The organism is Lentzea sp. NPDC051838 (assembly GCF_040681245.1).
In the GTDB taxonomy this organism is placed as follows: Bacteria; Actinomycetota; Actinomycetes; order Mycobacteriales; family Pseudonocardiaceae; genus Lentzea.
Window position 1 is genome coordinate 646304 of record NZ_JBFAYI010000001.1, and the last position, 22307, is coordinate 668610.

At 70.3% G+C, this 22307-nt stretch carries 21 protein-coding genes; 4 read left to right on the forward strand and 17 right to left on the reverse strand.

Features of this window, described 5'->3' with window-relative positions; genetic code table 11:
• Positions 1–4: 4 nt before the first annotated feature.
• A complete protein-coding gene (locus AB0M24_RS02720; protein WP_363759993.1) occupies positions 5–838 on the reverse strand; it encodes a metalloregulator ArsR/SmtB family transcription factor in 834 nt (277 codons plus the stop codon).
• Between the two features lie 97 nt (positions 839–935).
• Here AB0M24_RS02720 and AB0M24_RS02725 point away from each other — a divergent pair, with 97 nt between their 5' ends.
• Positions 936–2267 carry an FAD-dependent oxidoreductase gene (locus tag AB0M24_RS02725; RefSeq protein WP_363759996.1) on the forward strand — a complete coding sequence of 444 codons (1332 nt, stop codon included), beginning with the start codon at positions 936–938 and terminating at the stop codon, positions 2265–2267.
• Positions 2257–3447, forward strand: a complete 1191-nt coding sequence (locus tag AB0M24_RS02730) for an MFS transporter (RefSeq protein ID WP_363759999.1) — start codon at positions 2257–2259, stop codon at positions 3445–3447. The genes AB0M24_RS02725 and AB0M24_RS02730 overlap by 11 nt, the downstream gene beginning before the upstream one ends.
• A gap of 78 nt (positions 3448–3525) precedes the next feature.
• Here AB0M24_RS02730 and AB0M24_RS02735 read toward each other — a convergent pair whose 3' ends face one another.
• From AB0M24_RS02735 to AB0M24_RS02805, 15 genes are all read right to left on the reverse strand, one after another.
• Entirely contained in the window at positions 3526–4416 is an 891-nt protein-coding gene (locus AB0M24_RS02735) for an endo alpha-1,4 polygalactosaminidase (protein WP_363760001.1), read from the reverse strand.
• Positions 4413–5078, reverse strand: coding sequence for a spherulation-specific family 4 protein (locus AB0M24_RS02740; RefSeq protein ID WP_363760004.1), 666 nt, complete (start codon positions 5076–5078; stop codon positions 4413–4415). The genes AB0M24_RS02735 and AB0M24_RS02740 overlap by 4 nt, the downstream gene beginning before the upstream one ends.
• Positions 5075–5971, reverse strand: coding sequence for an NAD(P)-dependent oxidoreductase (locus AB0M24_RS02745; protein ID WP_363760007.1), 897 nt, complete (start codon positions 5969–5971; stop codon positions 5075–5077). Before AB0M24_RS02745 ends, AB0M24_RS02740 begins: the two co-directional genes overlap by 4 nt.
• Positions 5956–6684 carry a sugar phosphate nucleotidyltransferase gene (locus tag AB0M24_RS02750; RefSeq protein ID WP_363760010.1) on the reverse strand — a complete coding sequence of 243 codons (729 nt, stop codon included), beginning with the start codon at positions 6682–6684 and terminating at the stop codon, positions 5956–5958. Before AB0M24_RS02750 ends, AB0M24_RS02745 begins: the two co-directional genes overlap by 16 nt.
• A gap of 15 nt (positions 6685–6699) precedes the next feature.
• Complete coding sequence (locus AB0M24_RS02755; protein WP_363760013.1) at positions 6700–7695, reverse strand: GDP-mannose 4,6-dehydratase; 996 nt, start codon at positions 7693–7695, stop codon at positions 6700–6702.
• 28 nt (positions 7696–7723) lie between these two features.
• The gene (locus AB0M24_RS02760; protein WP_363760016.1) at positions 7724–9154 is read right to left on the reverse strand and encodes a hypothetical protein; all 1431 of its coding nucleotides are present in this window, start codon (positions 9152–9154) and stop codon (positions 7724–7726) included.
• Positions 9154–10596: a GT4 family glycosyltransferase PelF gene (pelF, locus tag AB0M24_RS02765; RefSeq protein ID WP_363760019.1), complete on the reverse strand. Its 1443-nt coding sequence runs from the start codon at positions 10594–10596 to the stop codon at positions 9154–9156. Before pelF ends, AB0M24_RS02760 begins: the two co-directional genes overlap by 1 nt.
• A 22-nt stretch (positions 10597–10618) precedes the next feature.
• A complete protein-coding gene (locus tag AB0M24_RS02770) occupies positions 10619–12664 on the reverse strand; it encodes a hypothetical protein (protein WP_363760022.1) in 2046 nt (681 codons plus the stop codon).
• Between the two features lie 99 nt (positions 12665–12763).
• On the reverse strand, positions 12764–13519 hold the full coding sequence (locus AB0M24_RS02775; RefSeq protein WP_363760025.1) for a response regulator transcription factor: 756 nt from the start codon (positions 13517–13519) through the stop codon (positions 12764–12766).
• Entirely contained in the window at positions 13503–14654 is a 1152-nt protein-coding gene (locus tag AB0M24_RS02780; RefSeq protein ID WP_363760028.1) for a glycosyltransferase, read from the reverse strand. The genes AB0M24_RS02775 and AB0M24_RS02780 overlap by 17 nt, the downstream gene beginning before the upstream one ends.
• Positions 14651–15991, reverse strand: coding sequence for a sugar transferase (locus tag AB0M24_RS02785; RefSeq protein WP_363760032.1), 1341 nt, complete (start codon positions 15989–15991; stop codon positions 14651–14653). The genes AB0M24_RS02780 and AB0M24_RS02785 overlap by 4 nt, the downstream gene beginning before the upstream one ends.
• The gene (locus AB0M24_RS02790; RefSeq protein ID WP_363760035.1) at positions 15988–17169 is read right to left on the reverse strand and encodes an NAD(P)-binding domain-containing protein; all 1182 of its coding nucleotides are present in this window, start codon (positions 17167–17169) and stop codon (positions 15988–15990) included. Before AB0M24_RS02790 ends, AB0M24_RS02785 begins: the two co-directional genes overlap by 4 nt.
• Positions 17166–18455: a carboxylate--amine ligase gene (locus AB0M24_RS02795; protein WP_363760038.1), complete on the reverse strand. Its 1290-nt coding sequence runs from the start codon at positions 18453–18455 to the stop codon at positions 17166–17168. Before AB0M24_RS02795 ends, AB0M24_RS02790 begins: the two co-directional genes overlap by 4 nt.
• Positions 18456–18489: 34 nt before the next feature.
• On the reverse strand, positions 18490–19635 hold the full coding sequence (locus tag AB0M24_RS02800; RefSeq protein WP_363760041.1) for a glycosyltransferase: 1146 nt from the start codon (positions 19633–19635) through the stop codon (positions 18490–18492).
• A 5-nt stretch (positions 19636–19640) separates the two neighbouring features.
• On the reverse strand, positions 19641–20381 hold the full coding sequence (locus tag AB0M24_RS02805; RefSeq protein WP_363760044.1) for a polysaccharide deacetylase family protein: 741 nt from the start codon (positions 20379–20381) through the stop codon (positions 19641–19643).
• A 222-nt stretch (positions 20382–20603) separates the two neighbouring features.
• Here AB0M24_RS02805 and AB0M24_RS02810 point away from each other — a divergent pair, with 222 nt between their 5' ends.
• Together AB0M24_RS02810 and AB0M24_RS02815 are read left to right on the forward strand one after the other, a co-directional pair.
• The gene (locus AB0M24_RS02810) at positions 20604–21269 is read left to right on the forward strand and encodes a HAMP domain-containing sensor histidine kinase (protein ID WP_363760047.1); all 666 of its coding nucleotides are present in this window, start codon (positions 20604–20606) and stop codon (positions 21267–21269) included.
• Positions 21247–21900, forward strand: a complete 654-nt coding sequence (locus tag AB0M24_RS02815; RefSeq protein ID WP_363760050.1) for a response regulator transcription factor — start codon at positions 21247–21249, stop codon at positions 21898–21900. The genes AB0M24_RS02810 and AB0M24_RS02815 overlap by 23 nt, the downstream gene beginning before the upstream one ends.
• Before the next feature lie 150 nt (positions 21901–22050).
• Here the strand turns inward: AB0M24_RS02815 and AB0M24_RS02820 are convergent, their stop codons facing one another.
• A complete protein-coding gene (locus AB0M24_RS02820; RefSeq protein ID WP_363760053.1) occupies positions 22051–22188 on the reverse strand; it encodes a hypothetical protein in 138 nt (45 codons plus the stop codon).
• Positions 22189–22307 lie beyond the last annotated feature (119 nt).

A 22307-nucleotide genomic window follows, 5' to 3' on the forward strand; every position in this document is an offset into this window, starting at 1 on the left:
GGTGTCAGCCGGCGGTTCGGCGTTCGAGGAACACGGTGTCGCGCCACACGCCGTGGTGTTGTGCGATGCGCTCGCGGACGCCGAGGGTGCGGAAGCCCGCTGAGTGGTGCAGTGCCAGGCTGGCGCGGTTCTCGGGGAAGACCGAGGTCTGCAAGGTCCACAGGCCTGCGTCGTCGGCGGCCTTGACTTGCCTGTGCACCAAGGCCTTGCCGACCCCACGACCGCGGAAGTCCGAGCCGACGTAGACAGAGGTCTCGGCGACGCCTGAGTAGCAGTCCCGTGTGGACACCGCGGTCGCAGCGGCCCAGCCCGCTACCTCGCCGTCGATCTCGGCGACCCAACGGTGGTCCGGTAGCCACTTGGCGTCGAGTGCCCTGCGCAGCGGAACCTCGGTTTCGAAGGTCGCGTCGCCGGTGGCGATGCCTTCGGCGTAGATGCGGCGCACGGCGGTCCAGTCCTCGTCACGCAGCGCGCGAACGGTGACGTCGGCGGGCAGGTCGACCGGGCAGCACGGACGTTGCGCGAGTACGCCCATGACGACGTCGGCGGCGTGCGGCAGACCGGTGCAGCACGACGGGTTCACGGTGACGTGGGTGGCGGTGCCTTCCTTGTGCTGCCTGAGAAAGCCGACCTCGACCAGCTTGCGCACGTGGTGCGAGCAGGTGGACTGGCTGATGCCGAGCAGGTCGGTCAGCTCGCCGACGGTCATCGAGCGGCCCGCGGTGGCGACGGCGTGCAGCAGGCGTACGCGGGTCGGTTCGGCGAGGCATGCGAACCACTCCGCGTAGGTCGCGGCGTCGCCGGTGGGCAGCACGGCCGGGGCCGCTGAGGTCGTCATGGCTGAAGTATCGACGCGGATCGATGGTTGCGTCAATCGATCCCGGTCGATACAGTCGGCGCACTGATTTGAAACTCTTCGATACAAGGGGTGTGTGGTGAGCGAGTTGCCTGTCGTCGTGGTGGGTGCCGGACCTGCGGGTTTGTCCGCGGCGGCGCATCTGGTCGAGCGGGGCGAGCGGGTGCTCGTGCTGGAGACGGGCGATCGCGCCGGTGCGGCCGTGTCGCAGTGGAAGTACGTCCGGCTGTTCTCGCAGTGGAGCGAGCTCGTCGACCCGGCGGCCGAGCGACTGCTGACGCAGGCGGGCTGGGTGCGGCCGGATGGAGACAGTTACCCGAGCGGCGGCGAGTGGGTCGAGAGCTACCTCAAGCCGCTCGCTGACCTACTCGGTGACCAGGTGCGGTTCGGCGCCCGCGTGGTGGGTGTCGCGAGGCGCGGGCGGGACCGGATCGTCGATGCTGGACGCGAGGACGAGCCGCTGACTGTGCACGTGGAGACCGCTGCGGGCGAGGAGCGGATCACGGCGCGTGCGGTGATCGACGCGTCCGGCACCTGGGGAACGCCGAACCCGCTCGGTGGTGACGGGCTTCCGGCGGTGGGGGAGAAGGCGGCCGCCGAGAAGATCGTCTACCGCGTTCCGGACCTCGTGGCCGAACGTGCTCGGTACGCGGGTAAGCGGATCGCGGTCGCGGGCAGTGGGCACTCGGCCCTCACCGCGCTGGTGGTGCTGGCGGAACTCGCTGAGCAGGAGCCGGGCACGGAGGTCGTGTGGTTGTTGCGGCGCGGGGCGGTCGGCAACGCGTTCGGTGGTGGCGACGCGGACCAACTGCCGGCGCGCGGTGCGTTGGGGCTGCGGGCCAAGAAGGCTGCGGAAGCCGGGCACATCACGACCGCTACCGGGTTCCGCACGGCGGCTGTCGAACGGGCGGACGACGGCACTTTGACGCTGGAGTCGTTCGACGGCCACCGGGTCGAGGACATCGACGAAGTCGTGGTGCTGACCGGGTTCCGGCCGGACCTGTCGTGGCTGTCGGAGATCCGGCTCGACCTCGACCCGGTGCTGCAGGCGCCGACGAAGGTCGCCCCGCTGATCGACCCGAACGTCCACTCCTGCGGCACCGTTTACCCGCATGGTGAAACTGAGCTACGTCACCCCGAGCCGGGTGTTTACCTGGTGGGCATGAAGAGCTACGGCCGCGCGCCGACGTTCCTGTCGCTGACGGGCTACGAGCAGGCGCGGTCCGTCGTGGCCGCGATCGCCGGTGACCACGAGGCGGCAGGGCGCGTGGAGTTGGTGCTGCCCGAGACCGGTGTCTGTGGCGGCGCGGGTGTGTTCGACGCGCCGGACGCGGAGAAGACCGAGGGTGGCTGCTGCGGCTCGCCGGAACACGGCGAACTGACGATCGGCCTCGCGCCCAGTGCCCGCTGACACCACGACGCAGCCCAGCCTCGACGCCGGGCTGCGTCGCGTGCTGATCGTCCTGTGCACCACCGAGATCATCAGCTGGGGGATTCTCTACTACGCGTTTCCCGTGCTGCTGCCGACGATCAGCGAGCGGACCGGGTGGTCGCACGCCGCGATCACCGCCGGCTTCTCCGCGAGCCAGATCGTCGCGGGGATCGTCGGAGTGCCGGTGGGCAAGCTGCTCGACCGCCACGGGCCTCGCGCGATCATGACCACGGGCTCGATCGTGGCCGTCCCCGCACTCGTCCTCGTGGCGACCGCGCAGTCGTTGGCGTGGTTCACCGCGGCGTGGTTGCTGGTCGGCGTCGCCATGGCCGGGGTGTTCTACGCACCTGCCTTCGCCGCGCTCACCCGCTGGTTCGGGTCGAGGCGGGTGTCGGCGTTGACCGCGCTCACGTTGGTGGCGGGGCTGGCCAGCACGGTGTTCGCGCCGCTGACCGCCGTGCTCAACACGCACCTGGACTGGCGCGGAACCTACCTCGTGCTGGCCGGAATCCTTGCTGTCACGACGGTTCCGCTGCACCTGTTCGGTTTGCGGCTGCCGTGGCCGGAGATCGAGCACGAGGCGAAGCGCCACCCGTCCGCGGTGGCGCGGAGCAGGCCGTTCATCGTGCTGATGATCGCGATGAGCCTGGCGGCGTTCAGCGTCTACGCGGTCGTGGTCAACCTCGTGCCACTGCTGACCGAACGCGGGATGTCGACATCAGCGGCCGCCGTGGCCCTGGGCCTCGGTGGGGTGGGCCAGGTTCTCGGACGGCTCGGCTATGCCCGGTTGACCGCGAAGACGACGGTGCGCACGAGAACGGCGTTGATCCTGTTGTCGAGCGCGGTGGTGACGACGTTGCTCGGCGTGATTCCGGGCCCGGCGTTGCTGCTCGTCACCGGATCGGTGCTCGCGGGCGTCGCACGCGGGATCTTCACGCTGGTGCAGGCGACCGCGGTCACGGATCGCTGGGGCGCTGTCCACTACGGACAGTTGAGCGGTTTGCTGACGGTTCCGGTGATGCTGACCGCGGCGATCGCGCCGTGGGCGGGCAGTGCGATGGCCGGGTGGTTCGGGGGATACCCGGCGGTGTTCGTGACGCTGGGCGCGATCGGTGTGCTGGCGGCCGCGTTGTCGACCGCCGGCGTGCCGCGCGGTTAGTTCAGCAGTTGTTTCAGTGTTGACCAAATTCAAAGCTCGGATCTGGCAGCCAGGAGCACGACCGCGATGAGTTCGTTCTCAGTCGCAGGGCCAACGAGGCGCGCCGAGGTCGAGGGTCTTGCGCATCGAACTGAAGCCCAGCGCCTTGGCCTCGGGGCAGAACTGCGCCGTGTCGAGGTTGTACTCGACGTGGAACACAGCTTTTCCGGCTTTGATGAACGGGATCAGGCGACCGCATTCACCGTACTCGGCGCACTGTTCGTCGATCGCGAAGTCGAAGTCCGCCAGCAGTTCGGGGATCTGGCCGAGGTCGTTCTTCAGGCCGATGGACAGGCCGCGTTCGTGCGCGAGCCCGGCGAGCATGCGGTTGTAGGTCAGCTGGTCGGCTGCCGTCAGCGGGAATCCTGTGTCGTTGGTGTAGCCCTCGACGTTGTCGGGCTCGACTGCGTCGAAACCCTTGTCCCGGCAGGTGTCGAACCGCGCCGCCATGATCGGGCGCAGGACGTCGGATCGCCTGATGTCCAGCCAGCGCTCACCCGGCCAGCCGTTGGTCTTGCCCTTGACGGCGGCGGGGAACGCGGCCGCGTCGGGCCGGAAGTCCTCGGCCGCGCCGACGTTGACGTAGCAGATCACCTTGCGTCCGGCACGATGCAAGGCGTCGACCACGTCGCTGTCGTTGTCGACGCCGTCGATGTCGTACACCGGTACGTCCACGCCGGTGTCGACCTTGCCGGACAGCTGCCACTGCCACGCCGTGCCCGGTGGCGGTACCCAGCGCCTGACCTCCGGCGGCGGCGCCTGGGAAGGGGTCGCGGCCTGGGGCGGGGTCGGGGTCACGGCCGGGGCTGGGGCCTGGGTCGTGCTCTGGGCGTGCGTCGGGGTCTCGGTCGTGGCCAGCGGCACCATGTCCACCGGCTCCGCGGAATCACACGCGAAGCACAGCACGGCGACCAGGACCGCGCCGATCATGGAACGAGCGAGGCGAGCAGGCCGCCGGGCACGCGGTGCCATGGGTTGAGCCCCCCTTGGTCGGTGAGGAAGAGACTGCCGGCGTGGCGATGCTCGGCGAGCCGGCGCACCTTGCCGAAGTAGTTCTCCGGCACCTCGTACACGAGGTGGAAGAAGCGGTCCGCGGGCCAGCGGCGTACCCAGCGCGGTACCACGGAGTCCAAATAGGACGGCAACGTGCCCTCGAAGGTGCCCAGCAGGTCGGCGAGGGCCGCATAGCCTTCCGCGGGATGGGCGCCGTGGTTGAACGCCACCGTCGCCATGCCCAGCTCGCGCGCGGCCCCGGCGAGCGCGGTGTAGTGGGCGAGGTCGGTGGACAGGGCCGACGTCCGGTCGAAGAGCACGCCGGTCACTCCGTACCAGTCGGTGTAGCGCCGGATCTGGGCGAGCACGTCGTCGGCGGGACAGCTCCCGTAGCCGGTGTCGACGTACCCGGCGACGGCGATCCCGGCTTCGGTCAGCCGCTCGAGCGGTGGCAGGAACACGTCGTCGCACAACGTGCCCGGGCCGCTCGCCGGGTTCAGCACGACCAGCCGCACCTGCTCCGGATGCCGCGCCAGCTCGGCCCAGTCACCGGGACGGACGGCGGGGTGGAAGTACGCGGGCACGACCAGCCGGGTCACGACGAGCTCCACAGGTCTGCCACCGCGTCGGCGAGGTCCCGGCGTGGCCGCCAGTCGAGCACGGTCGTGGCCAGCGTGATGTCGGCCTGCTGCCAGGACACTCCTGCCGAGCGCGTCGAACCGCCGTCGTCCTCCCGGACGGCGCAGCTCGCGCCGCTGACGGCGAGCAGCTCCTTCACGAGGTCCCGGCAGGACAGGCCACGCCCGCTGCCGACGTTGAGCACCGGTGGCAGCCAGTCCGCCGTCACCGCCGCGAGCACGGCGTCGGCGACGTCGCGTGCGTCGACGAAGTCCCGAACCGCGTCGAGCGGGCCGAGGCGCAGGTCCCCGCGGTCGGCGACGGCCGCCCGCAGCGCGGCCGCGGCGCGACCGGGCAGGCCACCGCGCCCGGCGCCCGCGCCCACCGGGTTGAACACCCGCAGCACCGCGCCGTCGAGGCCGTCCACTCTGGCGCGCACGATCATCTGCGTGCCGAGGAGCTTCGTGAGGCCGTATTCACCGATCGGGTGCGGTGGCATCCATTCGGTCACGGGGACTCCCGTCCGGCCGGGACCGTACTCCGCCGCCGAGCCCAGGTGGACGAGCCGGATCCCGCCGCCCGCCAGCATCAGCGCCCGCACGAGTGTGGTCACACCGTCCACATTGGTCGTCGTCAGAGCCCGTGCGTCACCTTCGGTCGCGCCCGCGCAGTTCACGATCGCCCTCGGTTCGAGCCGGGCGATGAGCTCGGCGAGGGCGCTCGCGGTGACGGCGCCGAGGTCGATCCGGAGGTGCCGGGGCGAGGACGCCACCGGCGACCGGCCGGCGGTCACCACGTCGAAGCCCGCGTCGAGGGCGGCCCGCCGGACGTGCGCGCCGAGAAAGCCGCCGGCGCCGATCACCAGGACGCGCACCGCGCACCCCTCAACAGGTTCTCCTTGATCAGGTCGAACTCCGCGTTGGCGCGGTCGTAGTCGTCGGGGCGGCCGATGTCCAGCCAGTACCCGCTGAACGCGTACTCGTGGGGCGGGGTGCTCCGGGCCAGCAGGTCGAGGACCAGGTCGTCGAAGCCGAACGGCATCCCTGGCGTGTACCGCTTCAGGGCCCGCCGGCTCAGGCCGTAGACGCCCATGCTGACCCGGTAGTCGACCGTCGGCTTCTCCACGAAGCCCACCACCACACCATCCTTTGTGGACAACACGCCGAAGTCGACTTTGACCTGACGCCGGTAGGTCGCGACGGTCAGCGGCGCGCCGCTTTCGAGGTGCTGGTCGAGGAGGTCACCGTAGGAGATGTCGGTCAGCACGTCGCCGTTCATCACGAGGAACTCCTCCGGGAGCCGGTCCAGCAGCTCCAGCACCGGGCCCATGGTGCCGAGCTCCGAGTCCTGAGTGTGGTAGTCGATCTCCAGGCCCCAGCGTCCGCCGTCGCCGACGTAGGAGCGGATCAGCTCGCCCAGGTGCCCGATCGCCAGGGTGATCCGCTCGAAGCCCTCGTGGGCGAGCTGGCTGAGGACGATGTCGATGATGGAGAACTTGTCCCCGATCGGCACCAGCGGCTTCGGCAACAGGGTCGTGTACGGGCGGAGTCTGATGCCTTTGCCGCCGGCCATGATTACCGCGTGCATCTTCGCCTCCAGGGGTCACTGGTTGTACTCGCCAGGCCGGTAGCGGGCCAGGTTGGCGGGATCGGACATCCACTCGATGGTCTTTCTCAGGCCTTCCTCGCGGCTGTGGCGCGGGTGCCAGCCGGTGCGGTCGGTCAGCTTCGTCGCGTCGCACACCAGCCGCATGACCTCGGAGTCCTTGGGGCGGATGCGTTGCGCGTCCTCGTCGATGACGGCGTCGGTGCCCATCACCCGCGCGATGTCGCCGGCGAGGGTGCCGATCGACACCTCGGTCCCGGTACCGGCGTTGAAGACTTCACCGAGCACGGCCGACGCCGGCGCGGTGGCCAGTGCGATGAACGCCTCCGCCGTGTCGGTGACGTAGGTGAAGTCCCGGGTCGGAGCCAGCGCGCCGAGCTTGAGCCGATGTGCGCCGGCCGCGAGCTGGGTGATGACCGCCGGGATGACCGCGCGCGCCGACTGCCGCGGCCCGAAGGTGTTGAACGGGCGGAGCGTGACCGCGGGTACCTCGAAGCTCAGGTGGTAGGACTCGACCAGCTTGTCGGCCGCGATCTTCGACGCGGCGTACGGCGACTGCGCTTGCAGGGGGTGCTGCTCGCTGATCGGGACCGTCTGGGCGGTGCCGTAGGTCTCGCTGGTCGAGGTGTGCACCAGCCGCGGGGTCCGGCAGGCGCGCACGGCTTCGAGCACGTGCAGCGTGCCGATCGTGTTGGTGTCCGCGAAGGACCTCGGAGCGACGTAGGAGTACGGCACCGAGCCCAGTGCGGCCAGGTGGTAGACGACTTCGGCGCCCTCCGCCACCCGATGGACCGACGCGGGGTCCCGCACGTCGCCGAACACGACGTCGACCTGTGCCCGGACGTCGTCGTCGAGCGAGTCCAGCCAGCCCCGTGAGCTGAACATGTTGTAGAGAACCATGGCGCGGACCCGGTGCCCGCGCCGCACGAGTGCCTCCACCAGGTGTGAGCCGATGAAGCCCTCGGAGCCGGTGACTGCCACAAGACCCGCCATGGAACCGATCCCTTCTCTGTCCAGTGCCTTACCCGTGCCGGATCGCCTTGCACAGGACGGCCGCGGCGTACAACGTGAGGAACAGCAGCAGCCCACCGGTGGCGGCGAGCTGGGCAGGCACGCCGAGCCCGCGGGCGGCGAACTCGGCGGCGAACGCGACCCCGCACGCGACCAGGGGCACGAGGCGGCAGCCCATCGTCTGCAGCAGCAGTGCCAGGAACATCGCTCCGCCGAGCGCCAGGTAGGCCACGACCTGAGGCGCCGAGGTCCACTGTGGATCGACGAGGTCGAGTGCCACCGCACCCGCCACGACCGCGGCGACGAGCACGACGGTGGCGGTCAGGTACTGGGCGAGCGCGGCGAGCAGGATCAGCGCGGACCGGCGGCGGAACTCACCGACCCTGCCGGTGCCGCGAAGCAGCCTCGCGCAGCGGCGGCGGTACCAGTACAACGTCCACTCGGCGACGCCCATGCTCAGCGACAGGGGTATCGCGGCCAGCAGGGCACCGGGGTTGACGCCCGACCCGCCGGCGCCCCACCCCGGCACCACCGGGAAAGCGATCAGCAGCGCCGCGAGAAGGCCGAACGCCGCACTCGGCACCGCGGCCAGCACTTCGTTGCCGGACAACGCCAACCGCGCGCCCCCGCGAGTCAGCCACAACGCGAACGCCGCGCCCAGCAGCGGCGTCGCGGCCAGCGCGCACGCCGTCGCCAACGCGAGTCCGGACGGCTTGCCCAGTAAGAGGAACCCGGTGCCCGCCAGGCAGCCAGGCGCGAGGACGACCAGCAGCAGCCGTTCAGCCCGCAGCACCATCAGCACCGTCGCGCTCAGCAGGTACAGCCCCTGACCGACCGCGAAAGCCATGGCCGGTGTCCGCGCCGAGGTGATCGTCCCCGCCACCCAGACGGCTCCGGCGACCCCGGCGAGCAGGACGAGCATTCCCCAGCGCAGCACCTGTTTCGTGCCGGCGTCCTCGCCTCGGCCGAGCCGCAGGTAGCCGAGGTGGGCCAGCCCCTGGCTGCCTGACCAGGACGCCAGCATGGACACCAGCAGCACGGTGATCGCGCCGGGGCCGCCGAGCAGGCCGGTCGCCGCGGGGAAGCACACCGCGGGCAGGCTGTAGAGGAGGCCGTGCAGCGCTGGGCGGCCGAAGCCTTGGCGCCACGGGTCCGGGGGGCTTTCCGGTTCGACGGGCCGCACGGGCACGCGCCGGTGCATCTCCTCGGCGAGCGCGAACACGTCCGGGAAGCCGTACTTCGCTTGCACGGCTTGGTCGTTGAGCCCGTCGAACTCCAGCGACGCGGCGATCTCCAGTGGATCGGTCGCCGACCCGCACACCTCGGCGAGCTGCTCGCACAGTTCGTCGACACCGTCCGGAGCGGGGGCGGCGTGCGGGGTGTCCAGCAACGCGCCGGTGACCACCGGCTGCTGCAGGCCCGACAGGGTTCCGGCGCTCATCAGCCGTCTCCGTCCGGAAAACCGGGGACCAGACCGGCGGCGACGCGCACGTAGAGGTCGTCGAAGGTTTCGATCGCCTGGTCCACGGTGAAGAACTGGAGCGCCCTGCTGCGGGCCGTGGCGCCCAGCCGCTTGCGCAGCTCCGTGTCCCGCAACAGGATCAGGCACGCGTCGGACAGCGCTTCGGGGTTGCGGGGCGGCACCACGATCCCGGTGTCGTCGATCGCCTCCCTCACCCCGCCGACATCGGTCGCGACGCAGGGCCGTCCGCAGGTCATCGCCTCGATCACGCTGTAGGGGAAGCCTTCCGACAGGCTGGAGAGCACCACGACGTGGCCTGCTTCGTAGGCGTCGCGGATGTTCTCGACCCGGCCTTCGAACGTCGTGGCCCCGCCGACGCCGAGTTCGGCCGCGAGATCCCTGCACTGCCGCAGATACCCTTCGCGGCCGCCCGGCGGGGAGCCGAACAGACGCAGCCGGGCGTCGGGCAGGGCCTGGTGCACCAGCGCGAACGCGCGGATCAGCGTTTCCAGGTCCTTGATCGGATCGATGCGTCCGACCCAGGAGATCGTGGGCGCCTCCGGTTCGGTGTCGAAAGCCGGGAAGTCGGCCGGATTGACTCCGTTGTAGACGGTCTTGACGGATTCGGGGCGCGCTCCGAGCCGCCGTTCCCACCGGGTGTTGTAGACGTTTCCCGGCGTGATCAGAGCGGCTTCGCGGTAGCCCAGCGCGCACAGGTGGTGCAGGAACCGCAGGTACAGCGCCTTCACCGGCCACCGGTACGGTCCCTTGCGGGCGTGCAGGTACTGCTCGCGCAGGTAGATGCCGTGCTCGGTGACGATCAGCGGACGGCCGTGCCGCCACTTGACGGTGAGCGCGGGCAGCACGCCGAGGCCGTTGGTCACCGCGTGCACGACGTCCGCCGGCGCCGGTGGATGCGACAGCGCCCGCAACGAGTGGTCGAGCAGCTGCAGCGCGGTCAGCACGTCGTGCAGGCTGGGCCGGCTCGGTGCACCGTCCGGCGAGCGTTCACACCACCGGCGCGCGAACTCGTCGAACGCCTCCTCCGTCGCGAACGCGCCGCTGAGACTTTCCTCCTGCGCGTACTCGAACAACTTCCGCAGCACCAGACCGAAGCGAGCGGGTGCTGACGGGGAATCGTCCATCAACGCGTCGACCAGTTCGGCGAGCAGGGGAATGAACCTGCGCCGCCCGGTCCGGCCGGGCTTGCGCCCGGCCGGACCTCTACCCCACAACGGCACGCTGACGACCGAGGCGACGTTCGCCGGGAGCTCCCACGCGGGTCGCTCGACTCCGGTGGCGACCAGCGCCACCACGTGGAAGTCGTGCTCCGGCATGCCGCGGACCAGCTGGTCGCACCACACGCTCACCCCGCCGAACTGGTGGGGGTACGTGCCCTCGGTCATCATCGCGATCTTCATCGGTCAACCGTCTCCCGGTCCGTCACGGCGAGATCGGGTACGGCGTGGACGGAAGCGTGAGCTTCGCCCCGGCCGTACCCAGCGTCGTGTAGTCGGATCGCTGACCGGCGTACGCGCCGCCGAAGGTCGCGGTGCCGAGCTTCGTCTGGTTCGGCACGGTCATCGGCACCTGGGTGCCCGCGGGGCCGGTGATGACGACGGTGTTGCCCTGGATGTAGCCCGAGACCGTGCCGGCATTCCGGGTGGCGGCCCAGGCGTTCTGCGCTGCCAGAGCCTGTCCTTCCTGGGTCATGGTCGCGTTCACGACCGGCGTGTTCGAGTTGAAGACACCGCGATAGGTGCTGAGCACACCGCTCATCACCTGATAGGCCAGCCGGTCCTGAACCAGGTTGCTCTGGTGCATGTAGAACGGCCGCGGGTCGTTCTGCAGCACGTAGCCGAGCGTGATCTGGATCTGTTGCGGCAGGATGTAGGTGTCCCAGCCGGTGTTCCGGTCCAGCGGCGCGATGCACGTCGTCGTCGGGTTGTTCTCGCAGATCCCGCTGCCGCCGTTGGCTTGCGAGGTGTAGAGCCAGTTGTACTCCGAGACCTCGTCGACCTCTTTCGCGACGTTGTAGAACACGTTGATCGGATGCCGTGGCAGACCGACGGCCGCGCCGACGGCGCGCAGGTTCGGCTCGCGCGAGGCGTCCAGTCCGAGCCACTTGATCGCGTTGGGGCCGAGCGCGGCGGTGAAGTTCGGGTTGTCCAACGGTTGCTGCGGCAGGATGAACGTGCCGGAGTGCTCGCCGGCCACCAGCTCACCGCCGCGCACCGGGATGCCGTTCCGCTTCGCCCACGACACGTTGTTCTTGATCTCGCCGTTGATCGTGGCGCTGCTGACCCAGACGGTGTTGCCGGCCGCGTCGGTGCTGCACCGCCAAGGGATCACCGTGAAGTCCTGCACGCAGCCGAGGTACGGGTGCGTGTAGGTGTGGTTGACCCAGCGGAACTGACCGAGACCGTTGAGCTGGAACGAAAGCAGCAGCGGGTCGAACAGACCGCCGTTGTCCGCGAGGTACTGCGCCGACGCCCCGCCGTTGTACAACATGTCGAGCGTGAAGTTGTTCTGCTGCTGCCACTGGACGGCGTAGCTGACGTCGGAGCCGGTCATCCGCACCGGCGTGGTGTCCGGCGTGCCGGGCGGGCAGACTCCGTCGCCCGGGGTGCACTTGCCGATGTCGCTCCAGATCGCGTCGTAGCTGAACACGTCGTCGATGTGGACGCTGAAGTAGTTGCGCCAGTATCCGAAGTGGACGCCCTTGGTGACCCAGTCGATGATGCCGTGCGCGAGATAGCGGAACTGCCCCTGGTAGTAGTTGTAGCCGAAGCCGATCGCCAGCTGCTGACGGGTTCCGGTGGTGTAGACGCCGGCGAGCGTCGCGGTCGTCGCGGTGCCGGGGATCTTCGCGGTCAGCATCGGGGTGAAGGACGACGTCGTCGTGTTCGGCAGCGGCTGGCCCAGGTAGCCGTACGAGGTCGGGCCGCCGGGAGTGCCGTCGAACTTGAAGGTTCCGCCGAGGTAGCGGAACGCGTCGGAGCGCGCCGCGCTGGTCACGGTGATCGTCGCGCCGTCGAGCGAACCCGCGTAGGTGGGCGTGTTCATGCCGACGTTCGCGCTCGGGTAGACGAAGCTGTCGACCTCGCGGATCGCGTACGACGTTTCGTACGCGGTCAGCGCGGATCGCTCCTCGGGGGCCAACCCCGCGGGGAAGTCGCTCGGCAGCACCACGCCCTGGAACTTCGCGTGCGGCGTGCCACCGGCGAGGGTGCCGGAGAGGAACGAGCTCGTGATGGCCGGGCGCGCACCGTTGTTGAGGTCGACGACGGTCGTGGCGACACCTTCGGACGCCATCTGCTGGCGGATCGCCTCCACCCAAGGCGTTCCGTCGGTGACCACGAGGACGTTCAGATCGACGCGCGGCGGGCCTGCCGCGACGGCGGTGCTCGCCGTCAGACCCAGCCCGCAGACGCACGCCGCTGCCATGATCAGGGCGGTGGCGGAACGCCACCTTCTCGAGTGTTTCACGCCAGCCCCTCTACTTGTGGGTCGAAGCCCGGCGAATGGACACGCCGGCTGAAACCGGTGTTGCTGCGACGCTAAGCCGCGCCACGGCTGGACAACTCATCAAGCAGGACTACTGCGATTACGACTTCGGCCCGAAGCGGAGGACGGCCGCATTCCCGATGACATCGCGATCCGGATCGCGTCGAGGCTGCTGCCCACACCGAGCTTGGTCAGGATCTTGTGGGTGTGCGTGCGCACCGTGTTGGTCGACACGCTCAGTTCGCGCGCGATCTCCGCGCGCCGTTTGCCTTCCACCATGCTGGCCAGCACTTCGCGCTCGCGGCGGCTCAGCGTGTCGAGCGGTCCGGTGCGCTCCCTCGCACGGCGGACGTCGGCCCGCAGCGCCCGCAGCACCTCACCGAGATGGACCGCCGGATAGCTGGCCTGCCCGAGACCGGCGGCGCGCAGGACGCCGATGAGGTACTCGACCGTGCTTTCCTTGGGCACCCAGGCGATCACGCCCGCCCTGGCCGCGGCGACCGCGAGCGCGGTCTGCGTGCACTCGGTCAGCGCGACGACGTGCCCGTCGGGAACGGCGCCGGCCAGCTCGTCGAGCAGCTGCGCGGGTTCCGCACCGCAGTGTCCTATCTCGACGGTCACGACGTTCGGGCGGAGGGCGGCGATTCGCTCCAGCAGCAACGGATCGTGCACCGACGCCCCGCCCACGACGCACACGCCCGGTGCCAGGGACAGCCGTGCGGCGAGCGCGTCGCGAAGCATCTGATGGTCGTCGACGAGGAAGATGCGGACCAGATCCGGTGCGTCGAGCCGGACGGCCACCTCGAACTCGTCGCGGAAGTCATTGTGCGTTCGCATGATCCCGCTCCCGATTCCTCGCTCCGGGGATTGCGCGCCGCAGCAGCTGTTTCCGCTGTGCGAGGCTCTCGTAGAGGGCGTCGATCCTGGCCGCGACGAACGCGATGCCGTACCGGTCGATCACCTCGGGCACCAGCTGTCTCGGACGAGGCCAGGCTTCGATCTCTTTCGCGATCTCGTCGCGCAACTCGGGCACCGCGTCCGGTACCCGCCGCGCCCGGTCGGTCACGATCCCGTCCAGGGCCGGGCAGGCGGTGAACAGCGCCGGCATCCCGTTCGCGAGCGCTTCGAGCACGGACAGGCCGAACGTTTCCTGCGCGGAGGTGGACACGTACAGGTCCAGCGCTGACAGCATCGCGACGCCGTCGGCCTGATAGCCGGCGAAGATCACGTGGTGAGCGACTCCGGCCGCGGCCGCGATCGCCTCCAGTCGTTCGCGGTCCGCACCTTGGCCGACGATCAGCATCTTGCGGTTCTCGCCCAGCAGCGGTGCGGCGGCCCGGATGGCGATGTCGATCCGCTTCGCGGCGTCGAGGCGGCCCATCACGCCCAGCACGAACGCGTCCTGCCCGATCCCGAGCCGGTGCCGCGCTTCGGCACGCTTGGCGGGGTCGAACGCGAGCTCTCCGAACTCCAGCCCGTTGGGGATGGTGACGATCTTGCGTGCCCGCACGCCCCACTTGGTCAGCCGGTGCCGGACCGTGTCCGACACCGCGACGGTCACGTCGGAGAACAGGTCCGTGGCCAGGTACAGCGCCCGGACGCCGAGCGTCATCGGGCGGCGTTCGATGTGGGTCTCACCGATCGAGTGCTCGCTGGTCACCACGACCGGCGTGCGGGCCAGCCAGGCCGCGGCCCGGCCGTAGACGCACGCGCGGAAGAGGTGGACGTGCACGACGTCGAACCGTTCCGACCAGAGCAGACGCGCCAGCCGCGGCACCGCGGACAGCTGGGTGTTGCGCCGCATCCCGAGATCCCGCACGCGGCCGCCGTCGGCCCGGATCATCGCGGCCACGGTGGCGGGGTTGTAGAGGGCCAGCACCTCGGCGTCGTGTCGGGTGTGCTGGAGCAGCATCCGGACCTGCAGCTCGGCGCCGCCCACGTCCAGCCCGGTGATGATGTGCAGGACTCTCACTGTCGCTCTCCTTCGGATCGGCGCAGGCCCGCGAGCGGTGTGCCGAGGGTGCGGACGAGGACGACCAGGTCCGTCCACAGTGACCAGTGCTCGACGTAGGCGTTGTCGAAGCGGACGCGCTGCCGGATGGAGGTGTCGCCGTGCATCCCGTGGACCTGCGCCCAGCCGGTCAGCCCGGCGGGCACCCGGTGCCGGTCGGCGTAGCCGGGGACGGCGGTGGCGAACCTGGCCGCGAAGTACGGCCGTTCCGGACGTGGCCCGACCAGCGACAGATCTCCGCGCAGCACGCACCACAGCTGCGGCAGCTCGTCGAAATGGGTGGCGCGCAGCCACCACCGCAGCCGGCTCCCGGGTTCCGGCACGGCCCAGCTCGTGTCCGGAGCCGGATCGTCGAGCGTGCGCAGCTTGAGGACGGGCACGCACTCCCCGTCCCGGCTCAGCCGCGACTGGCGGAACAGCACCGGGCTGCCGTGGCGGACCAGCAGCGCGGCCATCAGGATCGCGAGCAGTGGCGAGAGCACGACCAGCAGCACGGTGCCGGCGACCAGGTCGAAAACCCGCTTCACGAACCGGTTTCCGCCGGGGGACCGGAGGGTGACGAGTGGGATCCCGTGGATCTCGTCCCGGTACCGCGGGGGGATCGTCGTGCCCAGCTCGTACAACCGCGGCACCACGTGCACCCGCGCCGCCCGGCGGGCGCGCAGGATCGGCACGAGTTGCGCGTCACTCACCGCGGGAAAGCAGACGACCAGGTGCCGCACCTGGTGCCGGGCCACCACCGCGGACAGTTCGGCGGGGGTGCCGAGCAACGGCAGCCCGGCTGCCGGCCCTGGCGGGAGGTGGTCGACGAAACCGACCGCGCGCAGCCCGAACTCGGGATGGGCGAACAGGGTTCGCGCGAGTTCGATGCCCAGCGTTCCGGTGCCGATGATGACCGTCGGCTCAGCCAGCCGGTGTCGGCGTCGAGCCGCGCGCAGCGCCGCGTAGCAGGCCGGCCTGACCGTCACCGCCGCCACGCCGGTGGCGACGACGAGCGCGACACCCACCCAGGGCCGCATCAGTACGGCGGGCACCGCCACGGCGAGCGCGAACCAGGGCAGTTCCTCGCCGAACCGCGGAGAGATCCGCACCCGTTGCGTTCCGGACGACCGCAGCACCGTGAGCACCGCGGCCGCGTACGCGATCGCGGTCCACGTCCACCCGGTCACGCCGGCCGCCACGAGCACGGCGACCGCGTCTCCCATCGGGATCAACGCGGACGCGGCTCGGAAACCACCCGAGGCGACTACCGGTTCGCATTGGGCTGGTGGGTGGGTGACGGCCGTCCGGAAGCTCATCCGAGTTCCCGCGAGAGGGTGCGGGCCGCGTAGTCCGCGCCGTACACGAACCGCATGACCGGCCCGAACGAGGCGGCCACCGCCGGCCCGGCGAAGAACAGGCCGGGCACGTTCGAGCGGAAGCCCGGACCCACCCAGGGTGCGCCGTCGATCTGCCGCAGCCGCGCCTGCAACCCCTGATCCAGGAACGACAACCGCCGCACGCTCGGCCGGTAGCCGGTGGCCGCGATGACGTGCTGAGTCTCGAGGTGCGCGTGGCCGTCCGGTGTGGACACCCGAAGCCGCACGCCGCCGAAGATGGCCTCGCACCCGAGCACCGAACGCCCCAGCAGCACCGGGAACTCTCCTTCGGCCCGCGCACGCAGCCACCACCCGCCCGCCGGTCCGAGCGCGGTGCGCGCCCGGTTCACCCGCAGGCCGGAGGGAAGCCGGCGGTACAGCCGCGGGCGCGTCGAGTAGAACCAGGTGGACCAGCCCGATCCCAGACCCGCTTCCGGTTCGCGCCAGCGCTGCAGCACCGGGCGGTCGGGCGCCAACGGCGGGCCGTTCCAGACCAGCCGGTGCGCGCGGGCGACCAGCCGCACGCTCGCACCGTGCTCGTGCAGCAACGTCGCCGACTCCAGCGCGGACTGACCCGCACCGACGACGATCACGTCCTGGCCGCGGAAGGCGCCCAGATCGGTGTGCGCGGAGCTGTGCGAGCACACGCCCTCCGGCAGTCCTGCGAATTCCCGTGGCAGATGGGCGAAGTACTGCACGCCGGGGGCGAAGACCACCTTGGCGGCACGCACGACGTCGCCCCCTTCGACGGCGAGCTCGAAGCGGTCTCCGGCAGGGGTGACCCGTTCGACGAGCCGCTCGTCGAGGTCGGGCGCGTACGCGGCGCGGAACCAGTCGCCGTAGGCGACGAAGGTGTCGAGCGGAACAGGGACGCCGTAGTCGCCGTAGTCGCGACCGGTTTCGCGGCAGAACTCGCGCAGCGTGTGCTTGCCCTGCGGGTCGGACAGATTCGACGCGAACCCCTGCGACTTCAGGAACATCCCCGCGGGCATCGCGCCGCGCCACAGCTGCATCGGCACACCGAAGTGGCGGAATCGCACCCCGAGCCCCTGCAGGTGCGCGGCGATCGACAGGCCGTACGGCCCCGCGCCGACCACGGCGACGTCGGTCTCGATCATCGGTTTCCCCTTTCGGTGTGGCTGGTGGCCCGGCCCGGCCGGTACCGCGGCGGCGCCGGCGTGCGGGATCTGCTTCGCGGCGGAAACGGCCGGCGCAGCACCCGCCAGCCCAGGCGGGCGCACATCAGCCCGAACGGCCGCAGGTCGTCGCGTGCGAACCACGCCAGCTCGTCCACCTCGCGCAACGAGCGCAGCCAGGCGCGCAGGTCCAGCTCGCCCCGCCGCCAGTACCCGGCGGCCGCGATCGGGTCGTAGTTCTCGACGAGGAAACCCCGGTCGACCGGCCGGCCCGGCGGGATCTCGCGGCCGGTGAGGTCCAGGTGCGCGGCCACCGCCACGTCCACCCCGGTGTCGTCGGTGAACAGCCGGAACTGCGCGCCCAGCCGCGGGTTGAAGTCGAGCAGCTTGTACTCGCCGTCGCGCGGGTCGCGGCGCAGGTCGAGATCCATGATCCCGCGGTACCCGAGTCTCCCGAGCAGATTCCGCGCACCCGCGGCGAGTTCGGCGTTCGGCTCGGCTCGGCCGAACGCGGTGAGCCCGGCGTGTGCCGGGTACGAGCGGCGCTTGCGACCGGTGAAGGCCGGGCGGCAGATCGAGCGCGCGTCGCAGTAGCCGTGGAAGAACCAGTCGGCGTCCGCACCGCCGGGCAGGCACTCCTGGAGCATCAACGAGGTGCCACCGGCTCGTTCGAACAGCGCGCTCAGTTCCTCGCGCGTGTGCACGAGAGTGGTGCTCCGCCGCTGCCTGCCATGCTCGTGCCACGGCCGGACCAGTTTGACGATCACCGGAAAGCCTGTCGTGCTCAGGAATTCTTCGGCCTCGGTGAGCGACGACGCGAGGGTTGTCGCAGCACAGGGGACACCCAACCGGCGGCACAGCTCGTACAGCGCGTACTTGTCGGCGACCTGCCGGGGCAGCCCCGGATCGAGCTTCGGGAACAGGAACGCCTCGCGCAGTTCGGCTTCGTGCTCGGCGACGAACAGCGCGCCCGCGTCGTCGGTGGGCAGCAGCACGCTCCGGCGTCCGATCCGGTCCGCGAGCCGCAGCAGGCCGAGCAGTACCCGGTCCGCGTCCTCGGTGCCCGGCCGCCACACCCAGCCGCCCCGCAGGTACCGCGACGCGCCGGCCGGGGTGAACCGCTCCTCCTGCACCGCGTAGACCCCGACGCCGAGTCGGCCCAGGCTCCGGATCACGCCCAGCCCGCCGTGGTGGAACACGTTCGCGTCGAGCTTGAGGACGAGCGCGGGCGTGTCCCTGTCCAGTTCGGGTCGGCATGGCTGCGGCATGAACGGCTCCTGGAGATCCGACGTGGAATGACCGTCACACGGCGGTCGGACGAGGGCCTCGTTCAAGCGGATGAGATTCCCTATGCCCAACGCATGGGTTCGCCGGCCGGGCGGCGTTCTCCGTCACTTCGGCGAGGCGTGCGAAGGTCTCGCGCGCGTCGAACTCCCGTCGGACGAGCCGAGCCCCGGCCCGGCCCTCCGCTTCGGCGCGGGCGGGATCGGCGAGCCGGCGGAGGATCTCGTGACCGATCGCCGCGGTGGTGACCGCCGCGCCGGTACCCGGCCGGACCACCTCGGCGAGCCCGTCGACGTCCGAGGCGACCACGGGCCGGCCACAGGCCAGCGCTTCGAGTGCGCTGAACGGCAGGCCTTCCCAGCGCGACGGCTGCACGACCACGTCCGCCGCGTAGAGCCACGGACGCACGTCGTCGACCTCACCAGCCCAGCGCACTCCCTGCGCCTCTCGCGGCCGCGTGCCGTCGAGCGGGCCGACCAGGGCGAGCCGTGCGTCCGGGTGGACGGCTCGTACCTGAGGCCATTCAGCGACGAGCAGGTCCTGTCCCTTCTGGCGGCAGATGCGCCCGATACAGACCACTAGCGGCACCTCGGGCGCGACTCCGACCAGTGCGCGGGCATGCTCCTTGGACGTTCCGTCCGGGCGGAACCGCCTCCGGTCCACACCGTTGCGGACGACGGCGAACCGGCCACCGATGCCGGACCGCCGCCCCAGCCGGGCTTCTCCGTCGCCCACGCAGACGACGGTGCTGGTCCAGCGGGTCGCGAACCGCTCCCAGCGCAGCGCCAGGTGCGACTGCGCCGTGGTCGCGGCGAGCCACGACCAGCCGTGCGGCTGGAACAGCGTGGGCAGGTCGCCGTGCAGTGCGATCCGGCCGGTGAGGCCCGCCTTGGCGCAGTGCAGATGCACGACGTCGGGACGGAAGGCTCGGACGAGGTGCGTCAGCTCTTGGGCCTCCCGCACCGTTGCCACGCCCAGGTCGCGGGTGGCGGGCCAGGGCAGGAGTGGAACGCCTTGACGGGCAAGGGTTTCCGCGAGCCACCCGGAGCCGGGAGCCGCCACCGCGACTCGCCAGGACCGGGCCCGCTGCTCGGCCGCGGCAGCCGCGACGTAGGCGGCGGCACCACCGGTGGTGGGCTGGATGACGTGCAGGACGGCGACCATCGGTCTCAACCCGGTACGCCGGGTTCGAGCCGGGTCCGGCGCGTCGCGAGTTCATGCCGCAGCACTTTCGCGGTCAGGCGCAGGTTCTTGTCCCGATCGCCGACGTAGGTTCTGGGGATTGCGAACCGGCCGTCCAACTCGGAGTGCGCCACCGCGCAGGCGTAGTCGTATCCGGCGTTGCGGACCGCGGTGATCGTCTGCTCGTCCACCGCACCGTACGGGTAGCAGAAACCCGTCACCGGGGCCTCTATGATCGATTCCAGAATCGTTCGGCTGTGCATTGTTTCGGTCCGAACCTCCGAATCTCCGACAGCTGTGAGGTGGGTGTGCAGCATTCCGTGCGAACCCACCTCGTTACCCAGGGTGACAACGGTTCGAAGCGCTTTTGCGTTCATGAGCTTCTTTCGCGGGCCGTCGGAGTCCCATTCGTTGATCCCTCCGAGCCGGCCCGCGACGGCGAAAACCGTCCCGGTGAATCCGTACCACGACAGCGTCCGCGTGACGTGCTCGAGAAAATCCGCGTAGCCGTCGTCGAAGGTCAGCCCCACCAGGTCCGCCGCGGCGCCCTGACGATGCGCGGCCAGCAACTGCCGCATCGACACTCCACGCATCCCATGTCGCCACAACCAGTTCATCTGCTGGTCGAAGCGGTCTGGCCGGACCGTGATCCGGTACGGATCGGCTCTGTACCGGTCCACCGAGTGGTACATCAACACCAGTGGCATGCCGGAATGCGAGGTGGTCACGCGATCTCCCGGTGCGGCTCGTGGTGGCCGCGCCGCGGCCAGCGTGAAGGTCGACCGTAGAAGTCCGGACATCGTCGCGGTTCGTTCACGAGGATGAGGATTTCTACTACCGCTGGGGGTCAAGGTGCCCAGGTATGAATAGGCCGAACGACCCTAGTAACGCAGTGCTATCAACTTGCGATTGACAGCTCAAAAGCACGCGTTCATTCGGGTGAGGCTGCCATGACATCGGAAATTCACCGATTCCGCCCGCCGGGGGCGGTCGAATGGCGTGATTCCGACGGCCTGCTGCACGACCTCGGACACGGCCTGTTCACGTTGTCGTGTCTCGCCGAGTCCTTGCTGCCCGCGGAGCGAGTCCCCACGTGGGTGCGCCACCAGCTGAGCCTGATCGCCGATGAGACGGACCGGCTGCTCGAGCTCGTCCAGCACGCGACCGGCGACGCGACTGAACCACGTCCGGTGGCCGTCCGGCCGTTGCTCGGCGCGATCGCCGAAGTCGCCCAGCACACCAGCGGAACCGAAGTGATCGTTCTGCCCGGCGCAGTGGTCTGGCTGACCACCGACGAGCTTTCGCTGTGGCGGATCCTGACGAACCTCGTCGGCAACGCGGTGCGCGCCGCCGGCCCCGGCGGACTGGTCGAGCTAGCCGCCGAGCAGGGCCCGCCGGTCGCGATCACGGTCGCCGACAACGGCCCGGGTTTCGGCGACGGCCCGCACGGCTGGGCGGGGCAAGGCCTGCGGGTGGTGTCCGAGGCCGCGGACGCCGGCGGCGCCGTGCTGCGCTTCGGGCGGCGTTCGCCCCACGGAACCGACGTGCGGCTCGAGTTCACCAGCACATCGCCGAACGCGGCAGGAGCCGTCGATGGCCACCCTCGTCATCGGTGACGACCACCGCCTGTTCGCCGACGCGCTGGGCACCGTGCTGATCCAGCAGGGCTTCACCGTGCTCGCGATCGAAGCGTCGCTCGCCGCGACGATCGCCGCGGTCGCGCAGACACGCCCGGATCTCTGCCTGCTCGACCGGCATTTCGCCGATGGCGAGGGCACGCGGGCGATCGCCGACATTCGCCGCGCCGGGGGCGGCGTGACCAAGGTGATCATGCTGACCGCGGACCACGACCCGGAGGGAATGGGGTTCGCGATGGCCTCCGGTGCCGTCGGTTACGTGCACAAGTCCTGCGGACTGGCCGCCCTCGTCGCCGCCATCCGCCGCGCCTACGCAGGCGACCCGGTCGAACTGCTCTCTCCGCCGCCAGGCCGCCGCGTCCCGCACGGCCGGGACATGGATGCCATCCGGCTCGCGTCTTTCCTGACCCAGCGGGAGCGGCAATGCCTGGCCCTGCTCGCCGACGGGTACGGCACGGCGGCGATGGCACAGCGGCTCGGCGTGTCGACGGCCACGGTGCGCACCCACGTCCAGGCGGTGCTGACCAAACTCGGCGTCCATTCCCGGCTGCAGGCCGCCTCGCTCGCCGTTCAGAACTCCCTTGTGGACAGTGCGGATCTCGCGGAATGACGGGAAAGCCGGTTTCCTGTGCCGCTCAGGAAGCAAGAACGAGTGGGGCCAGGATCGGCGGTCGTCGTGAACAGGTTGCCGGTCCACGGCTTCCGCATCCTGTTGATCGGGACTGCGTCAGCGATGTACCAGACCGGACGGGAAGGGCGGTCAGTCGATGCTGCGCACGATCGAGGGCTCCGGCAGGTCTGCTTCGTCCAACCAGGCCGGGCGCAGCGGGATGGTGAAGAGCGTGGGGTACTCGTCGAACAGCGCGCGGTCTCGCGGCGGGCTCTCCTGGACGTGCATGGTGGGCCTCCTCGGTCGGCTTGTGGCGCAAGCATTTCCGGGTCCGGTCACCACGCTAATCGTGCGGACGCGCCCAACGGTGACGTGGTCGTGAAATAACGGTGTCGCTGGTGTTGAAC

Coding starts and splice junctions, on each gene's coding strand:
- AB0M24_RS02775 (WP_363760025.1), bottom strand. CDS start 13,519: ATGCGAACGCACAATGACTTCCGCGACGAGTTCGAGGTGGCCGTCCGG.
- AB0M24_RS02820 (WP_363760053.1), bottom strand. CDS start 22,188: ATGCACGTCCAGGAGAGCCCGCCGCGAGACCGCGCGCTGTTCGACGAG.
- AB0M24_RS02795 (WP_363760038.1), bottom strand. CDS start 18,455: ATGCCGCAGCCATGCCGACCCGAACTGGACAGGGACACGCCCGCGCTC.
- AB0M24_RS02735 (WP_363760001.1), bottom strand. CDS start 4,416: ATGATCGGCGCGGTCCTGGTCGCCGTGCTGTGCTTCGCGTGTGATTCC.
- pelF (WP_363760019.1), bottom strand. CDS start 10,596: ATGAAGATCGCGATGATGACCGAGGGCACGTACCCCCACCAGTTCGGC.
- AB0M24_RS02800 (WP_363760041.1), bottom strand. CDS start 19,635: ATGGTCGCCGTCCTGCACGTCATCCAGCCCACCACCGGTGGTGCCGCC.
- AB0M24_RS02760 (WP_363760016.1), bottom strand. CDS start 9,154: ATGAGCGCCGGAACCCTGTCGGGCCTGCAGCAGCCGGTGGTCACCGGC.
- AB0M24_RS02810 (WP_363760047.1), top strand. CDS start 20,604: ATGACATCGGAAATTCACCGATTCCGCCCGCCGGGGGCGGTCGAATGG.
- AB0M24_RS02790 (WP_363760035.1), bottom strand. CDS start 17,169: ATGATCGAGACCGACGTCGCCGTGGTCGGCGCGGGGCCGTACGGCCTG.
- AB0M24_RS02750 (WP_363760010.1), bottom strand. CDS start 6,684: ATGCACGCGGTAATCATGGCCGGCGGCAAAGGCATCAGACTCCGCCCG.
- AB0M24_RS02720 (WP_363759993.1), bottom strand. CDS start 838: ATGACGACCTCAGCGGCCCCGGCCGTGCTGCCCACCGGCGACGCCGCG.
- AB0M24_RS02785 (WP_363760032.1), bottom strand. CDS start 15,991: ATGAGCTTCCGGACGGCCGTCACCCACCCACCAGCCCAATGCGAACCG.
- AB0M24_RS02755 (WP_363760013.1), bottom strand. CDS start 7,695: ATGGCGGGTCTTGTGGCAGTCACCGGCTCCGAGGGCTTCATCGGCTCA.
- AB0M24_RS02815 (WP_363760050.1), top strand. CDS start 21,247: ATGGCCACCCTCGTCATCGGTGACGACCACCGCCTGTTCGCCGACGCG.